This window comes from Kribbella speibonae (assembly GCF_004331375.1).
GTDB lineage: Bacteria > Actinomycetota > Actinomycetes > Propionibacteriales > Kribbellaceae > Kribbella > Kribbella sindirgiensis.
Genome location: NZ_SJKC01000003.1, coordinates 421,300 through 443,965 on the forward strand (window position 1 = coordinate 421,300; position 22,666 = coordinate 443,965).

The window sequence follows — 22,666 nt, forward strand, 5'->3', positions numbered from 1 at the left end:
CGCGGGCACCAGCCGGTGGTCCGTGCCGTCCGACAAGTTTCGTCTTGTGCGGTATTCCCTTGTAAACAAGGGATCTGGAGTCTGTGCCGATTTGACCGAGACCCGATCGTGACATAAACTAGAACACATGTTCGAAGAAGATCTGGAGGCACTCGACACCGCGGACCTGCTGGCCGCGGCGTCGGAGTACGACCAGATCCAGACCCGTGCCGCGGTCCGGGTCCTGGAGGTCGCGCTGGTCTACGCCGACCGGCATGCGGTCGTCGAGGGCTATCAATGGCTGCCGGGTTACGAGCAGCTCCGTGTGTACGGCGGTGACGGCTGTCCCGGTGTGGCGGAGTTCGCGCCGATCGAGTTCGGCGCCGTGCTGGGTATGTCGTCGGGTGCCGCCGCGGCGCTGATCGGCGAGGCGCTCGCGTTGCGGCACCGGCTGCCCAGGATCTGGGCCGCGGTGCTGGCCGGGAACGCGGTGCCGTGGCGGGCCCGCAAGGTCGCGCACGCCTGTTTGGCGCTGTCGCAGGAGGCGGCCGCGATCGTGGACCGGCGGGTGGTCGGGATTGTGAACACCGTGACGCCGGGCGCGCTGGAGCGGATCGTCAAGGCGGCGGTCTGGGAGGCCGACCCCGACGCCGCGAAAGCCCAGGCCGAAGCTGCCGCCCGCACCCGCGGCGTGTTCGTCGCCCCGTCGGACGACCATGGCACCAAGCAGATCTGGGTCCGCGCCGCCGCCGGCGACGTGATCCGTTTCGACGCCACCATCGACGACCTCGCCCGCGCCCTCAAAACCCTCGGCGACCCCGACGACCTCAACCAACGCCGCGCCAAAGCCCTCGGCTGGATCGCCGACCCGGCAGCAGCCGATCACCTCCTCGAGGTCGCCCGCCACCTCGCCCGCACCCAACCCACCCACCCCGAGCCAGCCAGCCCCCAGCCAGCGGATTCCGAGCCCGCGGATTCCCATCCCGCAGACCTCCAGCCGGCAGACCTCCAGCGGGCCGGTTCCCAGCCAGCGGGTTTCCAGCCCACCGAGCGCCAGCAGGCCGCCCCTCAGCCCGCCGACCCTCAGCCGCCGCACGCCCAACGGACGCACGCGACCTCAGGCGATGCGGATGCTGCGCTGCAGTGGGCCGACGCAGAGGACGGGACCGGCCAGCCCGAGCACGACGTACCGTCGGCAGACGACGTCGTGCAGGCCGAGCAGGACGCGCCGGCAGCTGACAACATCGCGCCGTTCGAGGTTGATCAGGCGGATGAGGGCCAGGTTCCCGGCGGGGACAACGGTGCATACGACAGCTCGTGCGACGGCTGGGATGCGGCTGTCTATGACGGTGGCGATGGTTGGGATCGCGTTGCCTGTGGTGGGGATGACGGGGATGCGTTCACGCGGCGGATGCTGGCTGGTGCGCTTCCGGCTCGGCTCGCGGCGATCAAGCGCGAGGCGTACCGCGAAGGTCTCGGCTCGGGCGGCGGACGGCGGAACCGGCACACGCTGTACGTGCATCTCACCGACCGGACACTTGCTACCGGCAACGGTGTACTGCGGGTCGAAGAACTCGGACCGCTACTCGCCGGCCAACTGAACGAGCTTCTCGGCCACGACCAGATCGTCGTGAAGCCGGTGATCGACCTACAGGACCAGGTCAGCGTCCACAGCTACGAGATCCCCGACCGGATCCGCGAACGAGTGAGACTCCAGCACCCGGTCGACATGTTCCCGTACAGCGGAGCCGAGGCGACGACGCGGATGGATCAGGATCACATCGCGCCGTACGAGCGTGCTGGACCACCGAGACAGACGACCACCGACAACCTCATACCGCTCGGCAGACTCCACCACCGCGCCAAAACCTTCGGCGGCTGGCGAAGCCGACGCCTGCCCACCGGAGCAATCGCCTGGACCAGCCCCCACGGCTTCCGCTTCGTCGTCGACTACACCGGCACCCATCGAGCCACCAGTTTCGCTGCGGTCATGCGAGAACGCGGCGTCCGTGCTGCGGCTCAGCGGATCGAGCGGGTTGACTAGCGCATGCTCCAGCGCGTGAGTTGTCCGTTCTGGATTTGCGCGAGTTCGCTGGTGCCCTGGTGGTAGCGGGTCGGGGCGAAGTGGTCGACGGTGCCGATCAGCTCGGCCGTCCGCGGGTCCCAGATCTGTAGTTCCGTTTCCGAGCTGGCGTAGAGACGGCCGGGCGCGCCGAAGAGTGCCCTGATCGGGCATGCGAAGGCGAGGACCTCGTCGCCGGTCGTGACGTCGAAGATGCGGACGCCGTCGAGCATGGCCTCGTCGTCGTACCCGATGCCGCTGATCGCCACGAGATCGGTGGAGACCCAGCACATCGGCTTGTCCCAGTAGTAGGCACGGTGCGCGAGACGGCGGGCCGATTCGCCGTCCTCGGACTCCCAGACGTTCGTTCGAAGCCAGTGCTGGGTGTCCCAGACGCGGGGGAGCCCGACCGGGCTCCACACCCATCCGTCGTCGGCGAGCCAGCGGCCGTCCGGCGACAGGTGCAGCGCGCCGTGGAAGTAGTCGAGGTAGTGCTCGGGCCTTGGCTGGCCGGCGAGGTAGGGGGTCTGGTCGCGGCGAGTACGCAGCTTTCCTGTGGCGGGATCTGACGCATCGACGCGGTTCCATGCCGTGGCATGGATCAGGGCGATGTCGTCGTCGACGGTGAGGAACGCGATCGGAAACGGCGTCTGCTCGGGGTGGTAGTCACCTCGATCGAGCCGCATGGTTTCCCGTCCGTCGTGCAGGTCGAGGACAACGCCGTACCGGCCGTAGTCGTTGACGATCGCGACGTATCGACCGCTCGGGTCGGCATGGATGCGGGGGCGCGGCGTCTTGCCGAGCTCGGGCGTGGGCTCTGCCGGAAGGTCGGCGGGCGCGAGCAGGACATGCTCACCGGTGTCGGCGTCGAAATTGCTGAGCAGACCGTCCGCGGTGAGGATCAACCAGTTGCCGGCGGTTCCGGGCAGTGCGGTGAAGTCGGCAGGCTGAGCGAGGTTTGCCGGCAGGGCAGTCGAGGTCAGTGAGGTTTCGACCGGTTCCGGTCGGTGCTTCACGCCGGGATGGCCGCGCCAAGCGACCGGGTTGTCGTCCTCCATGATCCGCTGGACGCATCCCTCGCACACGTCGACCCACGCGATCGGATGGGCTGCGGCGTCGCAGTCCTTGCAGGACAGGTCGAAGTCCAGATCGTTTCCGGTGAGGTAGGCGATGGCCTCGACCCATCGATCCTCGCTGCTGACGAGGTGCGGGCAGAACCGGCTCGGGCCGCGATGCGCGATGTGCCCGCAGGGCAGTGAATCCACGTGCCCCAGTTTGCTACGGGACGCGGGCGACGACGGAGGTACGGGTTGCACCGCGCGGGCTGACGACGTGCAGACGCTCTTCCGGTAGGCGGGCTGGGGCGGTGAAGGTCAGGAGGGCGCCGTCGCGGTCGACTGTTGCGGTGGGCCAGCGGCGGCGGATCATGCGGAGGGTGCGTTCGTTGGCGGCGCTGACGACGAACAGGAAGTGGGTGGCGCCGGCTGCGATGGCGTCGGCAGCGGCGATGGAGAGCATCCGGATGCCGAGGCCGCGGCGCTGGTCGTCCTCGGCGATCACGGCAGCGAGTTCGGCGGTGGATTCGCCGGGGGCCCAGGCCCACATCGCGTGGCCGACAATCGTCTGGTCGCGGGTGGCCACGAAGGCGGTGCCGGTCGGGCACAGCATCCGCAGCAGCAGCGCCGGGCGTGGCGGCGTACCGATCGCGGTCTGGAACCGGAAGTAGCGGCTGAGGTCCGTCAGCCCGGACAGCATCCTCGCCAGCTCGTCCGCGTCGGGTTCGCCGGCGCGGCGGACGAGTGGCGGTCTCGTCTGAGTCTGGTTCACGGATTCAGCCTGGCTCGACTTGGCTGAGTCTGTCAAGCGGACTTATCATCGAGGTATGGGTACGGCAGTGAGCGAACAGATGCCGGAGGCGATGAACTGGTCCACGGAGAACTGCACGATCTCCCGGACGATGGACATCCTCGGCGACAAGTGGACTTTTCACGTCCTGCGCGAGGTCTTCGTCGGCGTCCGCCGGTTCGAGGACATCCGCGCCCGGGCCGGCGTACCGCGGCAGGTCCTCACCGAGCGGCTCGCCGCGCTGATCGAGCGCGGCCTGATCCGCCGGCACCCGTATCGCCTGCCCGGCCAGCGTGAACGCTCCGAGTACCGGCTCACCCAGGCGGGGCTCGACCTCTACCCGGTGCTGGTCGCGATGATCCAGTGGGCCGATCAGTACCTGCCGCTCGACTCCGGCCCGCCGATCGAGCCGCGGCACCGTGGCGACTGCGGCGAGCGCGTCACCGTCGTCATGCAGTGCGAGGCCGGCCACGAGCCGAGCCCGCGTGAAGTTGCCTTCCGCCCCGGGCCTGGGGCGCAACCTCGTTAGAGGTCGAGGTCCGCGATCGCCCTGCGGAGGATGGATTCGGTCTCGCGGGGCTGGGCCGCGGTGATCGACACGGAGTCCATGGTGACGACGTACGTGTCCAGTTCCTCGCGCTTGTCGAGGTAGACGGCGCTGGTCAGATGCTCGATGTAGACGATGTCGGGAAGGTCGGCGTCGTTGAACCGGAGCAGTGTGAACGCGCCGCCGGTCGCCGTGTACCCGCCCTTCTCGAACGGGATGATCTGCAGCGTCACGTTGTGCCGGCGCGCCGAGTCGATCAGGAACTCGAGCTGGGCCTTGAGAATCTGGCGGCTGCCGATCGGACGTCGCAGGACCGCCTCGTCGATCACCGCCCACAGCCGCGCGGGTCGTTGCCGTGTCAGCACTTCCTGGCGGCTCATCCGCAACGAAACAAGGCGATCCTGCTCAGCCCGCGACAACGGCTTGTCCTGCCGGCCGAGTTGTACGACGGATCGCGCGTAGTCCGGTGTCTGCAGCAGACCCGGTACGAACTGCAGCTCGAACGTACGAATCAGGTCGGCCGCCATCTCCAGGCCGAGGTAGGAGTGGAACCACTGCGGCGTCAGGTCGTCGTACCGTTGCCACCAGCCCGGGTTGTTCGCGTCCCGCGCCAGCGCGAGCAGCCGGTCGCGCTCCTCCGGGTCCTCGAGCTTGTACAGCGTCAGCAGGTCGTCGACGTCGCGGACCTTGAACCCGACGCGGCCGAGCTCGAGGCGGCTGATCTTCGATTCCGAGCCGCGGATCGCCCAGCCCGCGTCGGTGCGGGAGACGCCCGCGTTCTCACGGAGCCGGCGCAGGTGCACCCCAAGCATGATGCGCAGGGCGGTCGGGCCGCCGTACGCCCCCGGCTCGGTCACCTCTGGCCTCCCAGCAGTGGTTCGGTGTGGAGCAGTTGATCATTTCATAACGGATCGTGAACGTGTCCACACCGCACGCGCCGACACGGTGTGTTCAGCGCGCCGTACTCTCGGTAGAGTCGGGCGCACAAACTTCCCGATCACTTTCTGCGAGGTTCACTGATGGTCGATGCCACCAACGCGCCGAGCTCGATCCCGGTCGGCGTCGACACCAGCCGGGCCAGTATCGCCCGGGTGTACGACGCCTTCCTGGGCGGCAAGGACAACTTCGAGGTCGACCGCGAGGTACTGCGCGGGGTCCAGGCCGCGGCGCCGCAGGCTCAGGACCTGGCCTGGTCGAACCGGAACTTCCTGATCCGCGCCTGCCGGTTCCTGGCCGGCCAGGCGGGGATCACGCAGTACCTCGACTGCGGGTCCGGTCTGCCGACCGCCGAGAACACCCACCAGGTCGTGCAGCGGATCCAGCCCGAGGCCAAGGTCCTCTACATCGACAACGACCCGGTGGTGCTCGCGCACGGCCGCGCGCTGCTGGAGGAGAACGAGAACACGCTGTTCGTCAGCGCCGACATCTTCGACCCGGACGAGGTGCTGGGCCACCCCGAGGTGCGGGCCTTCCTCGACTTCAGCCAGCCGATCGCCGTGATCCAGAACGGCACGCTGCACCACTACATCGGCGACGAGGGCGCGCAGATCATGCAGAAGTACGTCGACGCGGTGGTGCCCGGGTCGTACACGGTGGTCTCACACTTCTTCGACCCGGAGACGCCGGAGCACACCGAGGTCGCCCAGAAGATGGAGGACAAGTTCATCCACAGCCCGATGGGCAGCGGCCGGTTCCGCACCCGCAAGGAGCTGATGACGTTCTTCCCCGACCAGGAGCTCGTCCCCCCGGGCCTGGTGCTGTGCGACGACTGGTGGCCGGACGGCCCGCGGCTCAAGCCGCTGAACCAGGTCGAGGAGTGCATCGTCGGCGGGATCGGCCACAAGGTCTAACGAGGGACAGTACGTCGCAACGCCCGGGACCGCTGGCTGCGGTCCCGGGCGTCGTCCGTTGTCAGACCGTCCAGCGTTGTGCTGCCGAGTTGTTGCAGGTGGCAACAGTCACGGCATTGCCCAGAGTTGTCGGTGCGGTGAGGCAGCGGCCGCCGGACCGGATCGTGCCGTCGCCGGGCAACGTCCACTGCTGGTTCGTGCCGCCGTGGCAGCTGTAGAGGATCACGGTGCCGGCTTGCGTGGCACTCGCGTCGAGGCAGCTGAACAGGGCGTGGAACGTCGAGTTCTCCGCGTGCACCCAGTTCTGGTTGTTGCCGCCGGTGCAGGTGTACAAGAGGATCGTCGTACCGTCCGAGCCGGAGACGTCCAGGCAGCCGCCGCTGCCGCGGATGTCGCCCGAGGCCGAGTTACCGATGCCGTTCTCCTGGACGGCGGTCGATCCGTTCAGCGTGACCTGACTGTCCGCGGCGCAGCCGCTGCTCTCCGACGTACCGGTGAAGTGCGCGGTGAGACTGCCGCTGGTCGGCACGCTCATCGTCAGCTTCGAGTACGGCTCGTCGTCGCAGGTGGCCTTGTCGTTGTTCCAGTCGAAGTACTCGGTCCAGCTGACCATTCCCGACGTACTGATCGTGTTCCCGGAGCCCGTTTGCAGGCTGCCGAGTTTGAACGACGTACCGGCGGTGAGATCGCGAACCGTGACGCCGTACCAGCCGCTGCCTTCGCTTGCGACGGCGAACCTGTAGGTGTGGCCGGGGGTCGGGGCCTGGTCGAGGCGGCAGCTGCCGCCGGTCCCGTCCTCCTGGAACTGGATGCAGTACGTGCCCGCGTCGCCGGCCTTCCAGGCGGTCGAGTTCCAGAGTGAGTACAGGAACATGCCACCGCCGTCGCGGTGGGCCTGCATGCCGGTGTACCCGCCGACGTCGCCGCCGGTGAAGCCGAACTGGTTGGCCCAGTAGACGTTCGCGCGGCCGGGGGAGGCGTTGATCGTCATCGTGAACTCGGCCTGGGTGAGCGAGGCGGTGTCGAACGTGTAGTTGACGTAGGTGCCGGGCGTGACGCCGACGGCCGACGCGCTCCCCGGGACGAGGGCGGCGGCGAGGCCGAGAAGAGCGCACAGCAGTAAGGACTTGAGTCTCATCGGGGGTGCTACCTCCAAGCGAAGTGGGGCGGACTTCAGCCAGAGAGCTCTCTCGAGGATGATGATGCGCAGAGCTGCGCGTAGATGTCCAGAGGTGAGCGGTTAACGTTACACATGCTCGGAAATGAGCGTGGCTACCGTTCCTTCCTCCAGGGCCTGGAAGATGTGCGGGAGGTCGCCCGGATAGGCGATGTAGTCGCCCGGTTTGAGTTCGACCGGGTCATCGAGCGGGCCGACGAGGGCGCGGCCGGAGCCGAGGATGACGTGTTCGACGACACCGGGCATATGCGGCTCGGACTTCCGGCCGGGTCCGGGGGCGACGACGATGCGGTAGATGTCGCGGCGCGCGTTCGGCGGGCTGGAGGCGACCAGCGTGGCGCTGTAGTCGGCCTGGTCGGAGTAGATCGCCGGGCCTTCGCCGGCGCGGATCACCTGGACCTTCGGACGCGGCGGGTCGAGCAGCGCCGCGAACGGGGTGTCGAGCGCGACGGCCAGCGCCCACAGGGTTTCGACACTCGGATTTCCGGTACCGGACTCGAGTTGGGACAGCGTGGACTTGGCGACCCCGGCGCGTTTCGCGACCTCGGTCAAGGACAGTCCGGCGCGGGCGCGGTGCCGGCGCAGGGAGGACGCGATCACGTCCAGGGGTGCCTTGCTGTCCATCGCTGTTCGCTCCATCGGTCTGATCGTTCGGCTTGACGAACGGAAGATTAGGTGTTCATCATAATGCCCATGCGTTCGATATGGCGAACACTCGATCGGGGACTCGCCCGTGACATCGGTCTGGTCTGCCTGGCCGACGGTGTCGTGGGGGTGTCGTACGGCGCGATCAGCGTCGGCGGCGGGCTGCCGTTGTGGGTGCCGATCGTGTTGTCGATCGTGGTTTTCGCGGGCGCGTCGCAGTTCCTGTTCGTCGGGATCGTCGCCGCCGGCGGGAGCCCGATCGCGGCGATGGTCGCGGGGCTGCTGGTGAACACCCGGCACATCGCGTTCGGGCTTGCGGTCAGCGACGTGATCGGCAGCGGGTGGCGGCGCTGGCCGGGCAGTCACCTGATGACCGACGAGAACGTCGCGTTCGCGATGGGACAGGACGAGCTGAAGCAGCGGCGGGCGGCGTACTGGGCCGGCGGGATCGGCATCTTCGTCTGCTGGAACATCGGGGTCGTGATCGGTGGACTGGCCGGCTCGGTGATCACCGACACCGACGTCTTCGGACTCGACGCGGCTTTCCCCGCGGTGCTGCTGGCGCTGGTCCTGCCCGCGCTCCGCGACCGAGCGACTCGTACGGCGGCGCTCGCCGGCGTCGTGATCGCCTTGATTGCCACGCCGTTCCTGCCGGCCGGTCTGCCGGTACTGCTCGCGCTGGCCGGTCTGCTGTTCTATCGCGCCGGGAAGCCCGCACTGGAGGACGCGCACCATGAATAACACCCCACTGCTGCTGGTCGCGATCGGAGTGCTTGCCGTGGGCACCTTTTCGATGCGGTTCGCGGGGCCGGCGCTGCGGAGCCGGTTCGAGGTGCCGGAGCGCGCACAGCAACTGCTCGCCGCGGCCGCGATCGTCCTGCTGACCGCACTGGTCGCCACCTCCGCACTGACCGACGGACACGGTCCCGCAGGCATCGCCCGACCGGCCGGCGTACTGGTCGGCGGCATCCTCGCCTGGCGCAAGGCGCCGTTCGTGCTGGTGGTCGTCGCCGCCGCGGCAACCGCCGCCGGCCTACGCCTGCTGGGTGTGCCGTAGCCGGCTGGTGGTTGCTCTTTGGTGCAGGCGGGGGACGATGGCGAGTTTGGTGGGTGGGTGGACGTCGTGGGTGTGGTGTCCGCGGCTGGAGAGGCGGTCGACGATCATCTCGACGGCGCGCTTGCCCAGAGCAACGCGGTCCGGCGCGACGGCGCTGAGGCCACCGGCTGGGTTGCTGGGGAGGCCGTCGTCGTACGACAGGATCGACACCCGATCCTCCAGGAACTCCCGGGCGGCTACCGCGTCTTCGTCGGTGTGGATGAAGAGCGCTGTCGGCTTCTGATCGCGGAAGACCTGTTCCAGTGCGTCGGTCAGCACACGTCTCTGGTCGGAGGAGCGTTGCAGGCGGGTGATCCCGAGCGTCACCCCGCGCGCCGGAGCGATCGTCGCGCCGTACGCCGATGCCGTTCGCAGCAAGGTCGGCGCGGTCGGGGTATCGCGGATCAGGCAGTGGATCGTCCGGTGTCCAAGGGCAGCGAGGTGATCGAGGCCCAGTACCGCTCCGGCCTCGTGGTCGGTGAACACGTGGTCGACGGGCGAGCGGGCAGCGGCCACGGACGTTGCCGGGTCGAGGTCGCGGACCCAACCGAGCTCCCACGGCCGTTCGATCAGCACGACCGGTACGTCGGTACGGCACAGCTGACCCCACGTCGTCGCCGGGAGGTGCGGCGTGACGAGTAGTCCGTCGAGCTCCAGGCTGGTGATGCGTGCGTACCGTGCCGCGGCGAGATCGTCGGTGTAGTCGTAGTCGGCCTCGATCAACGTGCTGCCACTCGCGGCCGCCGCCTGTTCCGCGCCCGCGAGGACCGCGTCGAAGCAGTAACCCCGAGTCGGGACGAGGATGCCCAGTCGCAGCTGTGCGTCGACAGGCTTGCGGCGCCCGGCGCCGACAGCTCCACCGTGGACGCGGGTCAGCCGCCCCGCCGTCGACAGTTCCTCGATGTCCCGCTGAATTGTGCGGACACTCGCGCCCAGAGCCGTTGCAGCCTCGAGGGCAGACACCGAGCCGGTGCGCTCGATCCACTTGACCAGAAGCTCTCTGCGCTGTGCCCCGAGAAGCTGCCTCATGCTCCCAGGACGATACGTGAGGACGTGTCGTCTTTTGTCCGAATCGGCGCGCCGCGGCGGGCAACCGTGGTGACCTGTCGTCGGAGGTGGTCAGCATGAGACTGAAGATCGCGCTGGCGTTCGTGGTACTGCTCCTGGCCTCGGCGCTCACCAGCGCCAACGCGTCGGCGGCAGGGACCTCGTACTACGTCGACTGTTCGGCGGCGTCCGGCGGCAGCGGCACTCAGGCCTCGCCCTGGAACTCGCTCGCGACCGTCAACGCGCACGGGTTCGCGGCCGGAGACAGAGTGCTCTTCGCACGCGGTGTCACCTGCGCCGGGCAGCTGAAACCGTCGGGATCCGGAACCGCCGCCGCGCCGATCACCGTCGACGCCTACGGAGCTGGCAGTTCGCGCCCGGTCGTCGCCGGCGGGGGAACCGTGTACGCCGCGATCCACCTGTACAACGTCCAGTACTGGGAGATCCGCGGTCTGGAGGTCACCAACCAGGGCGCCGCCGTCGCGGAGCGGAACGGCATCCTCGTCGAGCTCGCCGACTTCGGCACCGGCTCGCACTACGTCGTCGACAACGTCTACGTGCACGACGTCAACGGCGGCGACACCAAGAACAGCAACGGGATCCAGTTCCGGGTCAGCGGGACGACGACACCGACGCACTTCAACGGCGTGACCGTCGAGAACTCCGAGATCTACCGCGTCGACCGCGAAGGTCTCACCACCTCGTCCAGCTGGGGCTGCCGCGCGATCTACGCGTGCACGTCCGGGCCGGTGTGGACCGCGAACACCGGCATCGTGTTCCGGAACAATCGCATCCACGACATCGGGGGCGACGGGATCGTCCTGCGGATCGGCGCCGACGCGGTGGTCGAGCACAACACGGCGTACGACATCTGGATGCGCTCCGCGGGGAACAACGCGGGCATCTGGACCATCAACAGCGACCGGACCCTCGTGCAGTACAACGAGGTCTACCGGGTGCGCCGGCCGTGCTGCAACGACGGGATGGCGTTCGACTCCGACGGCGGCAACCGCGGCGTGATCTTCCAGTACAACTTCAGCCACGACAACGAGGGCGGATTCGTCCTGTTCTGCGGCTGTTCCAGCGGCTGGAGCACGTCCGGCACGATCGTGCGGTACAACCTCTCGATCAACGACAAGTCCCGCATCCTGTACGCCGCGGGGGAGAGCGCCGCGCAGATCTACGGGAACACGTTCTACATCCCGAGCGGATCGTCGACGAAGGTGATCGAGGACAACGGTTCCGCGTCCACCAAAGCGACCTGGACGAACAACGTCATCTACAACCTCGGGACCGGCGGGTACGACCAGGTCGCGAACCACGTGTTCCGCGGAAACCTCTACTACGGCAACCATCCGTCGTCGGAGCCCGCCGATCCGTACAAGTCGATCGCGAACCCGCTCCTCGCCGCGCCGGGCAGTTCGACACCTGATGGGTACAAGCTCGGCCCCGGATCGCCCGCCCTGCGGACCGGGCTGAACCTGGTCGGATCGAGTCCCACGGACTACTTCGGCGGTCCGGTCCCGGCCGCCTGCCGGCCGGACGTCGGCTTCCATCAGCGCTCGACCTTCGACGACACGGCCTGCGCCGGTACGAACCTCATCCCGGCCGGCGTGTTCGAGTCGGTGAAACTCGGTCCGGCTCCGGCGAGCGCGGAGCAGGTCGTCACGGTGCAACCCAGTACGACGTACGTACTGTCCGGCTGGGGTCGCGTGTCGGCGTACGACACGGAGATCGTGATCGGCGCGAAGGCCTTCAACGGTACGTCGGAGGTCCGGGCGCCGTCCTTCGTCAACACCACGTGGCGCGGCGGCAGCGTCACGTTCACCACCGGCCCGAGTGCGACGACAGCGAAGGTCTACTGCTTCACGCGAGCGGGCGCCGGGTTCGGCTACTGCGACGATCTGAGCCTCACGCGACAGTCTCCGTAGCAACCTGCACCAGATACCGTGCGGGTATGACGTACCCCGGAGCTCCGGCCGAGAAGAAGTCGATCCTGCCGAAGATCGCCGTCGCCTGTTTCGTCGTCGGCGCGCTGGTGGTCGGGTTCTTCGTGTGGCGGATCGTCGTGACCGCGCCGCGGACGCCGCAGCCGATCGAGGACGGGGTCGTCCACCTGACGAAGGAAGGGCTGACGATCTACGCGTCGATCCCGGTGCTGACCCCGCCGTGCGAGGTGCAGGATGCGGACGGCAACGACGTACCGATCAAGCCCCCGACCGGGTCGGAGACGATCACGATCAACGGCGAGAACTGGTACGTCGTCGCGCGGTCGACGCGGACCGTACCGGCCGGGGACTACAGCATCTCCTGCACCGACGACGAGACCAGTGCGACCTACGCGGCCGGTCCGAAGTCGTCCGTCGTCGCGTTCGTGCTGTCGATCCTCGGCACCGTGTTCTCGTTCCTGATCTTCCTCGGCCTCGGCATCACGTTGCTGACCGTCGGGGCGGTCAAGAAGCGGCGGCGCAACCGTCCCGCGAACACGTTCCCGAACCAGCCCGGTCCCTATCAGCCCGGTACCTATCCGTACCCGCCGCCGCAGAACCACACCTTCCCGGAGCCCCCGCCGTACAATCCTGGACCGAACCCGGACCGCCCACAGGACAGGTGAAACGCGATGGATCTCGACTGGCCCGGCTGCCGTAACGTCCGCGACGTCGGCGGCCTGCCGACCACCGACGGACGCGTGGTGCGCGAGGGCGTGCTGATCCGCGCGGACAGCCTGCAGTACCTGAACCCGGACGGCGTCGAGGCGGTCCGCCGGTCCGGGGTGAGCCGGATCCTGGACCTGCGCGGTGACGGCGAGGTCGCGATCGCGCCGACGCCGTTCACCGGTACGCCGTTGGCGGTCCGGCAATCGCTGGCGGATCCGGCCGATCCCGACCACGGGCAGCCGACCATCATCGCGGCGTGCATCTGGATGCTGGACAAGCGGCCGGAGCTGTTCGCGGCCGCGGTGAAGGCGATCGCGGACGAGCCGGAGGGCGCCGTGGTCGTGCACTGCCACGGCGGCAAGGACCGCACCGGCATGGTCGTCGCGCTGGCGCTGAGTGTGGCCGGCGTAGGTGAGGAAGAGATCGTTGCCGACTACTACCTCACGCAGTCGCGACTCGCGCAGTGGCTGGAGGAGCAGCTCGCCGAGGAGCTCGACGTCGCGAAGCACCCGGAGATGATCGAGTTCCGGGACACGCGGGCCGAGTCGATCGTCGCGATCCTCCGGCATCTCGACGAGAACTACGGCGGACCGGAGGCATACCTGCGGCACGGTGGTCTGACCGACGACGATCTGGACAAGCTGAGAGCCCGCTTAGTGGGCTGACCTGAGTCACCGCCACGTCACGCACCGCAGTACATTGGCGCAATGCCAACCGCCGCAGAGACCGATGCCGCGGCGTTGGCGCGACGCTACGGACTCTCCAGGAGCTCTGTCCGCCCACCGCTCGGCGCGTACCTGCACGAGCTGTGGAGCCGTCGCCAGTTCGTCGTCAGCTACGCCGCCGCCCGCACCTACGCCATGTACGCCGGGGCTCGCCTCGGATCGATCTGGCAGGTGCTGACGCCGCTGCTGAACGCGGCCGTGTACTACCTCGCGTTCGGTGTCCTGCTCGGCACGAAGAACGGGATCGACAACTACGTCGCGTTCCTGCTCAGCGGAATCTTCGTGTTCACGTTCACGCAGCGCTGCATGACCGAAGGCTCGCGGTCGCTCGCGCTGAACCTGTCGCTGATCCGCACGCTGCACTTCCCGCGCGCGACGCTCCCGCTCGCCTACGTGCTGAACGAGCTGAACCAGATGCTGGTGTCGCTCGGCATCCTGTTCGTGGTCGTCGGGTTGACCGACGGGCCGGCGTGGCGCTGGCTGCTCGTCGTCCCGGCGATGCTGCTGCAGGTCATGTTCAACATCGGGATCACGCTGGTCTTCGCGCGGATCGGGACGTTCGTCTCCGACATCACGCAACTGCTGCCGTTCGTCACCCGGACCTGGCTGTACGCGTCCGGGATCTTCTTCTCGCTGCCGGCCAAGCTGAACCAGATCGACGCGCCCGGCTGGGTGATCCAGGTGCTCGCGTTCAACCCGATCTCGGCGTACATCGACATCATCCGCCGGTCGTTGCTCGCGGAGCACGAACCGAACCAGCTACCGCACGCCTGGTCGATCGCGATCGTCTGGTCGTTCGTGATGCTGGCGGCCGGATTCTGGTACTTCTGGCAGGCGGAGGACCGCTATGGACGAGGCTGAGCCGACGGTCATCGCCGACCGCCTCGACATCATCTACAAGGTGATCGCCGGGCAGGGCGGCAAGGGTACGGCGGCGACCGCGCTGCGCCGGATCGTGAAACGCCAGGACCGGCCGACGATCCGTGAGGTGCACGCGGTCAAGAACGTGAGCTTCACGGCGTACAAGGGCGACGCGATCGGCGTGATCGGCCGCAACGGCTCCGGGAAGTCGACGATGCTGCGCGCGATCGCCGGTCTGCTGCCGCCCGCGTCCGGGGCCGTCTACACCGGCGGCCGCCCGTCGCTGCTCGGCGTCAACGCGGCGATGATGAACGATCTCACCGGCGACCGCAACGTCGTCCTCGGCTGCCTCGCGATGGGGATGTCGGGGGACGAGATCCGGCGCCGGTACGACGAGATCGTCGACTTCTCCGGGATCGGCGACTTCATCGACCTGCCGATGTCGACGTACTCCTCCGGGATGGCGGCCCGGCTGAAGTTCGCGATCGCGTCCGCGAAGACGCACGACATCCTGCTCGTCGACGAGGCGCTCGCGACCGGCGACGCCGAGTTCCGGGTCCGGTCCGAGCGCAAGATCAAGGAGCTCCGCGACCAGGCCGGCACGGTGTTCCTGGTCAGCCACAGCCTGGACGTGGTGCAGGAGACCTGCAACCGCGCCCTCTGGCTGGACGCGGGCGTACTCAAGCTGGACGGCCCCGTCGACGAGGTCGTGGCCGCCTACATCAAGTCGGCCCGCGGTTAGACGGCCTTCGGCCGCTCGCGAAGGCCGATCAGGAAGCCGAGGCCCCAGGACACGTGCATGGTCGCGCAGACCAGCGGCATCCAGAACAGCGCCTTCCAGGGCAGGTAGCGGCCTTCCATCGCGGAGCCGAAGATCAGCAGCAGGGCGTAGCCGATCGGGGCCAGGAAGCCGATGTCGAGCCAGCTGATGCCGGTGGCGAGGCCGATGATGCCGAGGACGGTGCCGACGGCCAGCGCGATCACGGCGACCGGCGGTGCCAGGTACCGCTTGCTGGCGGTCTCCGGGTGCCGGCGGATCACCTCGCGGCGCCACTGGCCGGTGTGGAAGAACTGCTTCGCCACCGCGGACAGCGACGAGCGCGGCCGGTACGTGACGGACAGGTCGGGGCTGAACCAGATCAGGCCGCCGGTCTTGCGGATCCGGTAGTTCAGCTCCCAGTCCTGGGCCCGGTGCATGGTTTCGTCGAATCCGCCGACCCGCTCCAGCGCGGCCCGCCGGAACACCCCGAGGTACACGGTGTCGGCCGGACCGGCCTTGCCGCCCTGGTGGAACGTCGACGCGCCCAGACCCAGCCGGGAGCGGTACGCGCAGGCGACCGCCATCTCGGTCGGGGTCCGGCCCTCGGCGGCCATCACGCCGCCCACGTTGTCCGCGCCGCTCTCCTCCAGCACCTCGACCGCGCGGGTGATGTACCCGTCGGTGAGCGCGCCGTGCCCGTCGACCCGGACCAGGATGTCGTGCTTGGCGTGCGCGATACCGACGTTCAGCGCGGCCGGCGTCTTGCCGGTCGGGTTCGGCACGATGCTGATCCGGTGGTCCTTCTCGGCCAGCTTGTCCGCGATCTCCTGGGTCCGGTCCTTGCTCGGGCCGATCGCGAGCACGACCTCCAGGTTGCCGGGGTAGTCCTGCTCGAGGACGCGGCCGACCGCCTCCTCGAGATGGCGTTCCTCGTTCAGCACGGGCATCACGACGGACACGGGTGGCCAGTGGGACAGCGGCATATCAGGTCAGGCCTTACAGATCGATGCGACGTCGTCGACGCCGGTGGCGGGTGTGGTCGGTGAGCTGGTCGGTTTCTTCGTGGTACCGGTGCTCGGCTTCTTCGTCGTACTGGTCGTCGGCTTGCTGCTACTCGGAGTGCTCGAAGTCTTACCGTCTCCTCCCGAGCCGCCCTTGTCCAGCTGTTCGGACTTCGTAATCGCCTCGGCGACCTTCGTCCGGATCAGCGCGAAGTCCGGGTTGCCGGTGTGGATCAACGGCGGGACCGCGGAGAAGCTTGACACCGGCAGCTTCTTCGCGTCCAGCGCGAGATCGGTGAAAGTGCCCAGTTCACCCGCCGGAATGTTCGTCTTGACCACCTGTTTGCTGGCCGACGCGATGCCCTGGAACTTGGTCAGCACCGTCTGCGGGGACAGCTGGTTCAGCATCGCGGACATCACGCACTTCTGCCGCGCCATCCGCTCGTAGTCCGACGACTCGGCGCGGGAGCGGGCGAACCACAGCGCGTGGTACCCGTCCAGGTGCTGGTTCTTGCCGGCCTCGATGTAGCCCTTGATCGGCGAGCTGCCGCCGCCGATCGGGACCCGTTTGCCGATGTCCAGGGTGATGCCGCCGACCGCGTTCAGCAGGTCGCGGAAGCCGGCCAGGTCGATCAGCACGTAGTAGTTCAGCTTCAGCCCGGTGACGGCCTCGACGGCCTGCATGGTCGCGGTCTCACCGGGGTTCGCGTCGCCCGGGAACAGGTTCTTGTGGTTGACGGCGTAGGTGTAGACGGCGTTCAGCAGGCACTCGGAGCCGCAGTCCTTCCACTTGAAGCCCTCGGGGAACTGTTTCGCCATCGCCGTACCGGCCGGGAACGGCACCTTGGCCAGGTTCCGCGGCAGGCCGATCAGGACCGTCCGGCCGGTGTCCGCGTCGATACTCGCCACCGTCATGCTGTCCGGCCGGGTACCGATCCGGTCCGCGCCGGAGTCGCCGCCCATCAGCAGCACGTTGTAGCGGCCCTTGTCGGCCTTCGACTTCTGCCCGTTGCCGAACACGCTGGCGACGAAGTCACGCTGCGTGTTCACGATCACACTGGCGTAGATCAGGGCGCCGACGACCACGAAGATCAGGACGCCGTCCATGATGCTGGTCATCAGGCGGTGGTTCCGCTCCAGCATCAGCGGCTGACCGAGCCGGTACGCGTCCACGAACAGCGCCGCCCAGCCGATCGCGAGCAGGATCAGCAGCACCTGGACGATCCGCAGCGTGCCCGGGCGGGCCAGGATGTTGATCGTGCCGGACCGCCAGATCAGGCCCAGGATCACGAAGAAGATCACGATCGCGACCAGGCCGGCGACCACCCGCCACACCCAGCGGCCGGTCTTCCTGCTGCCCGCGACGATCTGCGCCGATCCCGGCAGGACCAGTGTCATCAGCAGCAGCGTCAGCGCCCGCTTGAACCGGACCGGCTCGCGAAGATTGCGCAGGTCTGGCTTCTCCTGCGGCATGACGTCCTTCCGTTCTCCTCCGGGCGGTTCGTTCCCGACCGTACCTTGTGGCTCGTTGTCACCTGGTACGACGTGCCGGGGTCGCTGATGGTTCGAGACCGGGCGGATCCGGAGACGAAGAGTAGCAGGATCGACACTCAGCGCAGGAAAACCCCTGCACTCACCCTGCTTGACGCAGTTGTGATGGTTCGCGGCGGAGGGATGCGTTACGAAGTCCTCTAAGCCCAAACAGTGAGGAAACCGCCCCCATGAAACTGTTCCGTACGCTTTTGGCTGCCACCGCGGTCGTCAGCACCTCCGTCCTCGGCACCACCGTCGCCCAAGCCGCGCCGGGTGCCGACTTCACCGGGATCGCCGCTCTCAGCAACTGCTCCGCGTCCCTCGTCCGGTACGCCGAATCGGTCAGCACCGACAAGGCGCTCGTACTCACCAACGGGCACTGCTACGAGGGCGGGTTCCTGCAGCCCGGCCAGGTGCTGGTGAACAAGAACTCGACGCGCTCGATCACGCTGCTGAAGCCGGACTCCAGCCGGGCCGGCACGATCCGGGCCGAGAAGATCCTGTTCGGCACCATGACCAAGACCGACATGATCGTGTACCAGGTCAACGAGACCTACGCGTCGATCAAGAGCCGCCTGAACGTGACCCCGCTGACGCTCGCCAAGCAGGGCCCCGCGGACGGCGCCGGCATGGCCGTGGTGTCCGGGTACTGGAAGCGGATCTACACCTGCTCGGTGCAGGCGACGATCCCGCAGCTCCGCGAGGGCGACTGGACCTGGCAGAACTCGATCAAGTACCAGCAGCCCGGCTGCGAGACGATCGGCGGTACGTCGGGATCGCCCGTGGTCAGCACCTCGACCGGCGAGGTGATCGGTGTGAACAACACCGGGAACGAGGACGGCGAGCAGTGCACGGTGAACAACCCGTGCGAGGTCGACGCCGACGGCAACGTCACGGTCGAGCAAGGCGCGGCGTACGGCCAGCAGACGTGGTGGCTCTACACCTGCCTGACCGCGAACCGCACCATCGACCTGAACAAGTCCGGCTGCGAACTCCCGAAGCCGGCCCGCCGTCACTGACCGCAATTTGAACAGAAAGTAACGATGCCTGCGGGGTGACGCAGAGCACTTCGATATCCGGTAACGTCGCCCCGCATGGCAGTCGACTCCGCTACTGATCCCGTCGTCACGACCGGTTGGCCGAGCCCGTTCGGGGTTCGGACGCGGTTGGTCGCGTCCAGCGCGCTGATGCTGTTCGTCGAGCTCGCGCTGATCCGCTGGACCGGTTCCAACGTCGTGCATCTCAGTTACTTCTCGAACTTCGTGCTGCTGGGCTCGTTCCTCGGGATCGGGATCGGCGTCCTGCGCTCCGGCCGGGCGAAACGGCTGCCGTACTACTCGCCGATCATGCTCGGCCTGCTGGTTCTGGTGATCGCGTGGAAACCCGTCACGGTCGACCGCGGCAGCTCGTCGAGCGTCATCTACTTCACCAGCCTGAACACCACCGGCCCGCCGGTCTGGGTGATCCTGCCGATCGTCTTCGTCGCGGCCGCCGTGGTGCTGGCCGGGCCCGCCGAACTCGTCGGGCGTTGTTTCGCGGAGCTTCCGCGACTGACGGCGTACCGGTTCGACCTGGTCGGATCGCTGATCGGGATCGTGACGTTCACCGCGCTGTCGTTCCTGGGCGCACCGCCGATCTGGTGGGGGCTCATCGTCACAGTGGTGTTCGCGGTGCTGATGATCCCGCGGGCCTCCGGAGCCGGCCGGCGGGCGGTCGCCACCGGACTGAGCGCCGCGATGGTGCTCGCGCCGCTGCTCGTGATGCTCGGGGTGCTGTTCAAGGAGTCGACCAAGTCCGACAACAGTTGGTCGCCGTACTACAAGGTGCAGACGAAGCAGTACACCTGGGAAGGTGTGCCGCTGCTGACGATCACGGTGAACGGCGTACCGCACCAGCAGGCGATCCCGGCCGACGCGCGGCTGCAGTGGGAGCCGCAGTACGGCCTGCCGTACGAGCGCGCGAACGCGGGTAAGCAGCCGAAGAACGTGCTGATCATCGGCGCCGGATCGGGTTCGGACGTGGCGATCGCGCTGAAGAAGGGCGCGCAGCACGTCGACGCGGTCGAGATCGACCCGCGGATCCGGGACCTCGGCAAGGAGCTGCACCCGGACCGGCCGTACCAGGACCCGCGGGTGAGCTCGCACATCGACGACGGGCGGGCGTTCCTGTCCCGGACCGACAAGAAGTACGACCTGATCCTGCTGGCGCTGCCGGACTCGCTGACGCTGGTCAACGGCGCGAGCTCGCTGCGGCTGGAGAGCTACCTGTTCACGCAGCAGGCGTTCGAGTCGGCGCGTGACCACCTGAACCCGGGTGGCGCGTTCGCGATGTACAACTACTACCGCGAGACCTGGCTGATCGACCGACTCGCGTCGACGGCGCAGCACGCGTTCGGGCACAAGCCGTGTGTGGACAAGATCGGCGACGGTCTGCAGCAGGCGGTCGTGACGGTCGGGCTCACCGAGCAGGACCAGAACTGTTCCGCCGAGTGGGCCGGCGCTACCGCGGAGACGCCGCCGCCGGCCACGGACAACCGCCCGTTCCTGTACCTGTTCACGGACCGGATCCCGTCGCTCTACCTGGTCACGCTCGGGCTGATCCTGGTCGCCGGTCTCGTCGGCGTCGGGATCGCCGGCGGCGGTTCGTCGTACCGGCGGATGCGCCCGTACGCGGACCTGTTCCTGCTGGGGGCCGGGTTCATGCTGCTGGAGACGAAGAGCATCACCGGGTTCGCGTTGCTGTTCGGTACGACGTGGGTCGTGAACGCGATCGTGTTCGCCGGCGTGCTGGTGGCGGTGCTCGCGGCGGTCGAAGTGACGAGGCGGTTCAAGACACCACCGATCAAGGCGATGTTCGCCATCCTGTTCGGCGGGCTCGCGTTGTCGTGGGTGTTCCCGGACAGCTGGCTCCTGTCGATGCCGGTCGGGTTGCGGGCGCTGGTCGCGGTGCTGATCGCGTTCCTGCCGATCTTCGCGGCGAACGTGATCTTCGCGAAACGGTTCACCGACACCGCCGACGGTACGGCGTCGTTCGGCGCGAACCTGCTCGGCGCGATGCTCGGCGGCTGTCTCGAGTACGCCGCGCTGATCATCGGCTTCCACGGCCTGCTGATCATCGCCGCCCTGCTGTACGTCGGAGCGTTCATCCTGACCCCGAAACTCCGGACCGCTCGTGAGTGAGCTGGCCGACTACTACCGCGAGCGTGCCCTCGAGTACGACGCGGTGTACGACAAGCCGGAACGGCAGGAGGACCTGGCCCGTCTGCGGGCCCTCCTGCCGCCCCTCGTCGAAGGGTGCTCCGTCCTGGAAGTTGCCGCCGGCACCGGCTATTGGACGACGGCGCTGGCGACCACGGCGCGGTCCGTGGTCGCGACGGACTTCAACGAGGAGCCGCTGGCGATTGCGCGGACGCGGTCCTACGGCGCGGCCGACGTACGGTTCCGGACTGCGGACGCGTACGACCTCGGTGCTGTCGAGGGGCGGTACGACGCGATCTTCGCCGGCTTCTTCTGGTCGCATGTGCCGCGGTCCGACGTACGGCGGTTCGTCGACGGCCTGCGGGACCGGGTCGAGCCGGGTGGCGTGGTGATCCTCGCCGACAACCGGTACGTGGAGGGCAGCAACTATCCGATCACGCGGACCGCGGACGACGGCGACACGTACCAGACGCGGCAGTTGTCGGACGGGCGGACGTTCGAGGTGCTGAAGAACTTCCCGAGCCGCGAGCAGTTCACGGCCGAGGTGGCGCCCGCCGAGGTGGAGTGGACCGAGCTGACTTACTTCTGGCTGGCAACTGTCTGCTAATTGGTACAGGTTCGGCCCGTTTCCGGGGCTCCGGTCAGATTCTGGTGGCAGGATCTGAGACATGACGTGGCTCGTGACTGGTGGTGCCGGATACATCGGGGCGCATGTGGTGCGCGCCTTCCGCAACGACGGGATCGACGTGGTCGTGATCGACGACCTGTCGAGCGGGAAGGCGGAGTTCGTCCCGGACGGCGTGCCGTTCGTGCAGGCGAACCTGCTCGACGGTACGGCGGTCCGCCGCGCGCTGGAGGGCGTCGACGGCGTCGTGCACCTCGCGGGCTTCAAGTACGCCGGGGTCTCGGTGCAGCGCCCGCTGCACACGTACACGCAGAACGTGACCGCGATGGTGTCGCTGCTCGAAGCGATGGCGGAGACCTCGGTGCGCAACATCGTGTTCTCGTCCAGCGCCGGCGTGTACGGCACCCCGAAGGACGAGGTCGTGACCGAGGACACCGCGCCGGACCCGCAATCGCCGTACGGCGAGTCGAAGCTGATCGGCGAGTGGCTGCTCCGCGACCAGGCCGCCGCGACGGACCTGCAGCACACCTCGCTGCGCTACTTCAACGTCGTGGGGTCCGGCGACCCGACGGTGTACGACGCCTCGCCGTACAACCTGTTCCCGATCGTCTGCGACCTGCTCACCAAGGGCAAGGTGCCGCAGATCTACGGCACCGACCACCCGACCCCGGACGGCACGTCGGTCAAGGACTACGTGCACGTCGCCGACCTGGCCCGCGCCCACGTCGCGGCCGCGCGCGCTCTCGAGTCCGGCAAGACCCTCGAACCCGTCTACAACCTGGGCAGCGGGACCGGTACGTCGGTCCGCGAGATCATGGATGCCGCCCGCCGGGTCACGGGCATCGACTTCACCCCGACCGAGGGCCCGCGGCGCCCCGGCGACCCGTCCCGGGTCGTTGCCAACGGCGACCTGGCCACCCGCGACCTCGCCTGGCAGAACACCTTCACGGTCGACGACATGTTCGCGACCGCCTGGGAGGCCTGGCCGAAAAGCTGAGTGGTGGCGATCCCCCGGCGGTTGTAACCTGTGGCGCAGTTCACAGTTGCGGCCCGGACAAC

At 68.0% G+C, this 22,666-nt stretch carries 22 protein-coding genes; 14 read left to right on the forward strand and 8 right to left on the reverse strand.

Annotated features, from left to right (window positions below; all coding sequences use genetic code 11):
- Positions 1-127 precede the first annotated feature (127 nt).
- Positions 128-2,023, forward strand: a complete 1,896-nt coding sequence (locus tag E0H92_RS23295; RefSeq protein ID WP_131497717.1) for a 13E12 repeat family protein — start codon at positions 128-130, stop codon at positions 2,021-2,023.
- Here E0H92_RS23295 and E0H92_RS23300 read toward each other — a convergent pair.
- Positions 2,020-3,306: a YncE family protein gene (locus tag E0H92_RS23300; RefSeq protein ID WP_131497718.1), complete on the reverse strand. Its 1,287-nt coding sequence runs from the start codon at positions 3,304-3,306 to the stop codon at positions 2,020-2,022. The two genes, E0H92_RS23295 and E0H92_RS23300, sit on opposite strands and share 4 nt — an antisense overlap.
- Before the next feature lie 13 nt (positions 3,307-3,319).
- Positions 3,320-3,868: a GNAT family N-acetyltransferase gene (locus E0H92_RS23305; protein WP_238173554.1), complete on the reverse strand. Its 549-nt coding sequence runs from the start codon at positions 3,866-3,868 to the stop codon at positions 3,320-3,322.
- Between the two features lie 55 nt (positions 3,869-3,923).
- Here E0H92_RS23305 and E0H92_RS23310 point away from each other — a divergent pair, with 55 nt between their 5' ends.
- The gene (locus tag E0H92_RS23310) at positions 3,924-4,415 is read left to right on the forward strand and encodes a winged helix-turn-helix transcriptional regulator (RefSeq protein WP_238150943.1); all 492 of its coding nucleotides are present in this window, start codon (positions 3,924-3,926) and stop codon (positions 4,413-4,415) included.
- Here the strand turns inward: E0H92_RS23310 and E0H92_RS23315 are convergent.
- Positions 4,412-5,290, reverse strand: coding sequence for a helix-turn-helix domain-containing protein (locus E0H92_RS23315; protein ID WP_238173555.1), 879 nt, complete (start codon positions 5,288-5,290; stop codon positions 4,412-4,414). The two genes, E0H92_RS23310 and E0H92_RS23315, sit on opposite strands and share 4 nt — an antisense overlap.
- 162 nt (positions 5,291-5,452) lie before the next feature.
- On the opposite strand from E0H92_RS23315, the gene E0H92_RS23320 reads away from it, so the two are divergent.
- On the forward strand, positions 5,453-6,283 hold the full coding sequence (locus tag E0H92_RS23320) for an SAM-dependent methyltransferase (RefSeq protein ID WP_131497719.1): 831 nt from the start codon (positions 5,453-5,455) through the stop codon (positions 6,281-6,283).
- Positions 6,284-6,344: 61 nt separating this feature from the next.
- Here the strand turns inward: E0H92_RS23320 and E0H92_RS23325 are convergent, their stop codons facing one another.
- Positions 6,345-7,421, reverse strand: coding sequence for an RICIN domain-containing protein (locus E0H92_RS23325; protein ID WP_131497720.1), 1,077 nt, complete (start codon positions 7,419-7,421; stop codon positions 6,345-6,347).
- 108 nt (positions 7,422-7,529) lie between these two features.
- Complete coding sequence (locus E0H92_RS23330) at positions 7,530-8,099, reverse strand: helix-turn-helix domain-containing protein (RefSeq protein WP_238152510.1); 570 nt, start codon at positions 8,097-8,099, stop codon at positions 7,530-7,532.
- Positions 8,100-8,153: 54 nt separating this feature from the next.
- Between E0H92_RS23330 and E0H92_RS23335 the strand changes: the two genes are divergently transcribed.
- Both E0H92_RS23335 and E0H92_RS23340 read left to right on the forward strand, forming a co-directional pair.
- The gene (locus E0H92_RS23335; protein WP_131460177.1) at positions 8,154-8,846 is read left to right on the forward strand and encodes an AzlC family ABC transporter permease; all 693 of its coding nucleotides are present in this window, start codon (positions 8,154-8,156) and stop codon (positions 8,844-8,846) included.
- Positions 8,839-9,162, forward strand: a complete 324-nt coding sequence (locus tag E0H92_RS23340) for an AzlD domain-containing protein (RefSeq protein ID WP_131460176.1) — start codon at positions 8,839-8,841, stop codon at positions 9,160-9,162. The genes E0H92_RS23335 and E0H92_RS23340 overlap by 8 nt, the downstream gene beginning before the upstream one ends.
- Here the strand turns inward: E0H92_RS23340 and E0H92_RS23345 are convergent.
- Positions 9,139-10,230 (reverse strand): substrate-binding domain-containing protein, encoded by a 1,092-nt coding sequence (locus E0H92_RS23345; protein ID WP_131497721.1) that lies wholly within the window; start codon positions 10,228-10,230, stop codon positions 9,139-9,141. The genes E0H92_RS23340 and E0H92_RS23345 overlap by 24 nt on opposite strands.
- A gap of 95 nt (positions 10,231-10,325) precedes the next feature.
- On the opposite strand from E0H92_RS23345, the gene E0H92_RS23350 reads away from it, so the two are divergent.
- From E0H92_RS23350 to E0H92_RS23370, 5 genes are read left to right on the forward strand one after another with little or no spacing between them, the layout of a single operon-like run.
- Positions 10,326-12,179 carry a right-handed parallel beta-helix repeat-containing protein gene (locus E0H92_RS23350; protein WP_131460174.1) on the forward strand — a complete coding sequence of 618 codons (1,854 nt, stop codon included), beginning with the start codon at positions 10,326-10,328 and terminating at the stop codon, positions 12,177-12,179.
- A 26-nt stretch (positions 12,180-12,205) separates the two neighbouring features.
- Positions 12,206-12,862 (forward strand): hypothetical protein, encoded by a 657-nt coding sequence (locus E0H92_RS23355; RefSeq protein ID WP_131497722.1) that lies wholly within the window; start codon positions 12,206-12,208, stop codon positions 12,860-12,862.
- Between the two features lie 6 nt (positions 12,863-12,868).
- Positions 12,869-13,570 (forward strand): tyrosine-protein phosphatase, encoded by a 702-nt coding sequence (locus tag E0H92_RS23360; RefSeq protein WP_131460172.1) that lies wholly within the window; start codon positions 12,869-12,871, stop codon positions 13,568-13,570.
- 42 nt (positions 13,571-13,612) lie between these two features.
- Positions 13,613-14,491, forward strand: a complete 879-nt coding sequence (locus E0H92_RS23365; protein WP_131497723.1) for an ABC transporter permease — start codon at positions 13,613-13,615, stop codon at positions 14,489-14,491.
- The gene (locus E0H92_RS23370) at positions 14,478-15,233 is read left to right on the forward strand and encodes an ABC transporter ATP-binding protein (RefSeq protein WP_131460170.1); all 756 of its coding nucleotides are present in this window, start codon (positions 14,478-14,480) and stop codon (positions 15,231-15,233) included. The genes E0H92_RS23365 and E0H92_RS23370 overlap by 14 nt, the downstream gene beginning before the upstream one ends.
- Here E0H92_RS23370 and E0H92_RS23375 read toward each other — a convergent pair.
- Positions 15,230-16,234, reverse strand: coding sequence for a glycosyltransferase family 2 protein (locus tag E0H92_RS23375; protein ID WP_131287574.1), 1,005 nt, complete (start codon positions 16,232-16,234; stop codon positions 15,230-15,232). The genes E0H92_RS23370 and E0H92_RS23375 overlap by 4 nt on opposite strands.
- A 6-nt stretch (positions 16,235-16,240) precedes the next feature.
- Positions 16,241-17,725, reverse strand: coding sequence for an LCP family protein (locus E0H92_RS23380; protein ID WP_131460169.1), 1,485 nt, complete (start codon positions 17,723-17,725; stop codon positions 16,241-16,243).
- 248 nt (positions 17,726-17,973) lie between these two features.
- Between E0H92_RS23380 and E0H92_RS23385 the strand changes: the two genes are divergently transcribed.
- The 4 genes from E0H92_RS23385 (at position 17,974) to galE (ending at position 22,604) form a co-directional block, all read left to right on the forward strand.
- Positions 17,974-18,804, forward strand: coding sequence for a S1 family peptidase (locus tag E0H92_RS23385; RefSeq protein WP_131460168.1), 831 nt, complete (start codon positions 17,974-17,976; stop codon positions 18,802-18,804).
- A 75-nt stretch (positions 18,805-18,879) separates the two neighbouring features.
- Positions 18,880-20,964, forward strand: a complete 2,085-nt coding sequence (locus tag E0H92_RS23390; protein WP_131497724.1) for a spermine/spermidine synthase domain-containing protein — start codon at positions 18,880-18,882, stop codon at positions 20,962-20,964.
- Positions 20,957-21,589, forward strand: coding sequence for a class I SAM-dependent methyltransferase (locus E0H92_RS23395; protein WP_131497725.1), 633 nt, complete (start codon positions 20,957-20,959; stop codon positions 21,587-21,589). The genes E0H92_RS23390 and E0H92_RS23395 overlap by 8 nt, the downstream gene beginning before the upstream one ends.
- A gap of 61 nt (positions 21,590-21,650) precedes the next feature.
- Positions 21,651-22,604, forward strand: coding sequence for a UDP-glucose 4-epimerase GalE (galE, locus tag E0H92_RS23400; protein WP_131497726.1), 954 nt, complete (start codon positions 21,651-21,653; stop codon positions 22,602-22,604).
- The last annotated feature ends 62 nt before the right edge of the window (positions 22,605-22,666 follow it).

Coding starts and splice junctions, on each gene's coding strand:
- galE (WP_131497726.1), top strand. CDS start 21,651: ATGACGTGGCTCGTGACTGGTGGTGCCGGATACATCGGGGCGCATGTG.
- E0H92_RS23365 (WP_131497723.1), top strand. CDS start 13,613: ATGCCAACCGCCGCAGAGACCGATGCCGCGGCGTTGGCGCGACGCTAC.
- E0H92_RS23325 (WP_131497720.1), bottom strand. CDS start 7,421: ATGAGACTCAAGTCCTTACTGCTGTGCGCTCTTCTCGGCCTCGCCGCC.
- E0H92_RS23355 (WP_131497722.1), top strand. CDS start 12,206: ATGACGTACCCCGGAGCTCCGGCCGAGAAGAAGTCGATCCTGCCGAAG.
- E0H92_RS23375 (WP_131287574.1), bottom strand. CDS start 16,234: ATGCCGCTGTCCCACTGGCCACCCGTGTCCGTCGTGATGCCCGTGCTG.
- E0H92_RS23390 (WP_131497724.1), top strand. CDS start 18,880: ATGGCAGTCGACTCCGCTACTGATCCCGTCGTCACGACCGGTTGGCCG.
- E0H92_RS23385 (WP_131460168.1), top strand. CDS start 17,974: ATGAAACTGTTCCGTACGCTTTTGGCTGCCACCGCGGTCGTCAGCACC.
- E0H92_RS23360 (WP_131460172.1), top strand. CDS start 12,869: ATGGATCTCGACTGGCCCGGCTGCCGTAACGTCCGCGACGTCGGCGGC.
- E0H92_RS23380 (WP_131460169.1), bottom strand. CDS start 17,725: ATGCCGCAGGAGAAGCCAGACCTGCGCAATCTTCGCGAGCCGGTCCGG.
- E0H92_RS23295 (WP_131497717.1), top strand. CDS start 128: ATGTTCGAAGAAGATCTGGAGGCACTCGACACCGCGGACCTGCTGGCC.
- E0H92_RS23320 (WP_131497719.1), top strand. CDS start 5,453: ATGGTCGATGCCACCAACGCGCCGAGCTCGATCCCGGTCGGCGTCGAC.
- E0H92_RS23330 (WP_238152510.1), bottom strand. CDS start 8,099: ATGGAGCGAACAGCGATGGACAGCAAGGCACCCCTGGACGTGATCGCG.
- E0H92_RS23310 (WP_238150943.1), top strand. CDS start 3,924: ATGGGTACGGCAGTGAGCGAACAGATGCCGGAGGCGATGAACTGGTCC.
- E0H92_RS23345 (WP_131497721.1), bottom strand. CDS start 10,230: ATGAGGCAGCTTCTCGGGGCACAGCGCAGAGAGCTTCTGGTCAAGTGG.
- E0H92_RS23335 (WP_131460177.1), top strand. CDS start 8,154: ATGCGTTCGATATGGCGAACACTCGATCGGGGACTCGCCCGTGACATC.
- E0H92_RS23340 (WP_131460176.1), top strand. CDS start 8,839: ATGAATAACACCCCACTGCTGCTGGTCGCGATCGGAGTGCTTGCCGTG.
- E0H92_RS23350 (WP_131460174.1), top strand. CDS start 10,326: ATGAGACTGAAGATCGCGCTGGCGTTCGTGGTACTGCTCCTGGCCTCG.
- E0H92_RS23370 (WP_131460170.1), top strand. CDS start 14,478: ATGGACGAGGCTGAGCCGACGGTCATCGCCGACCGCCTCGACATCATC.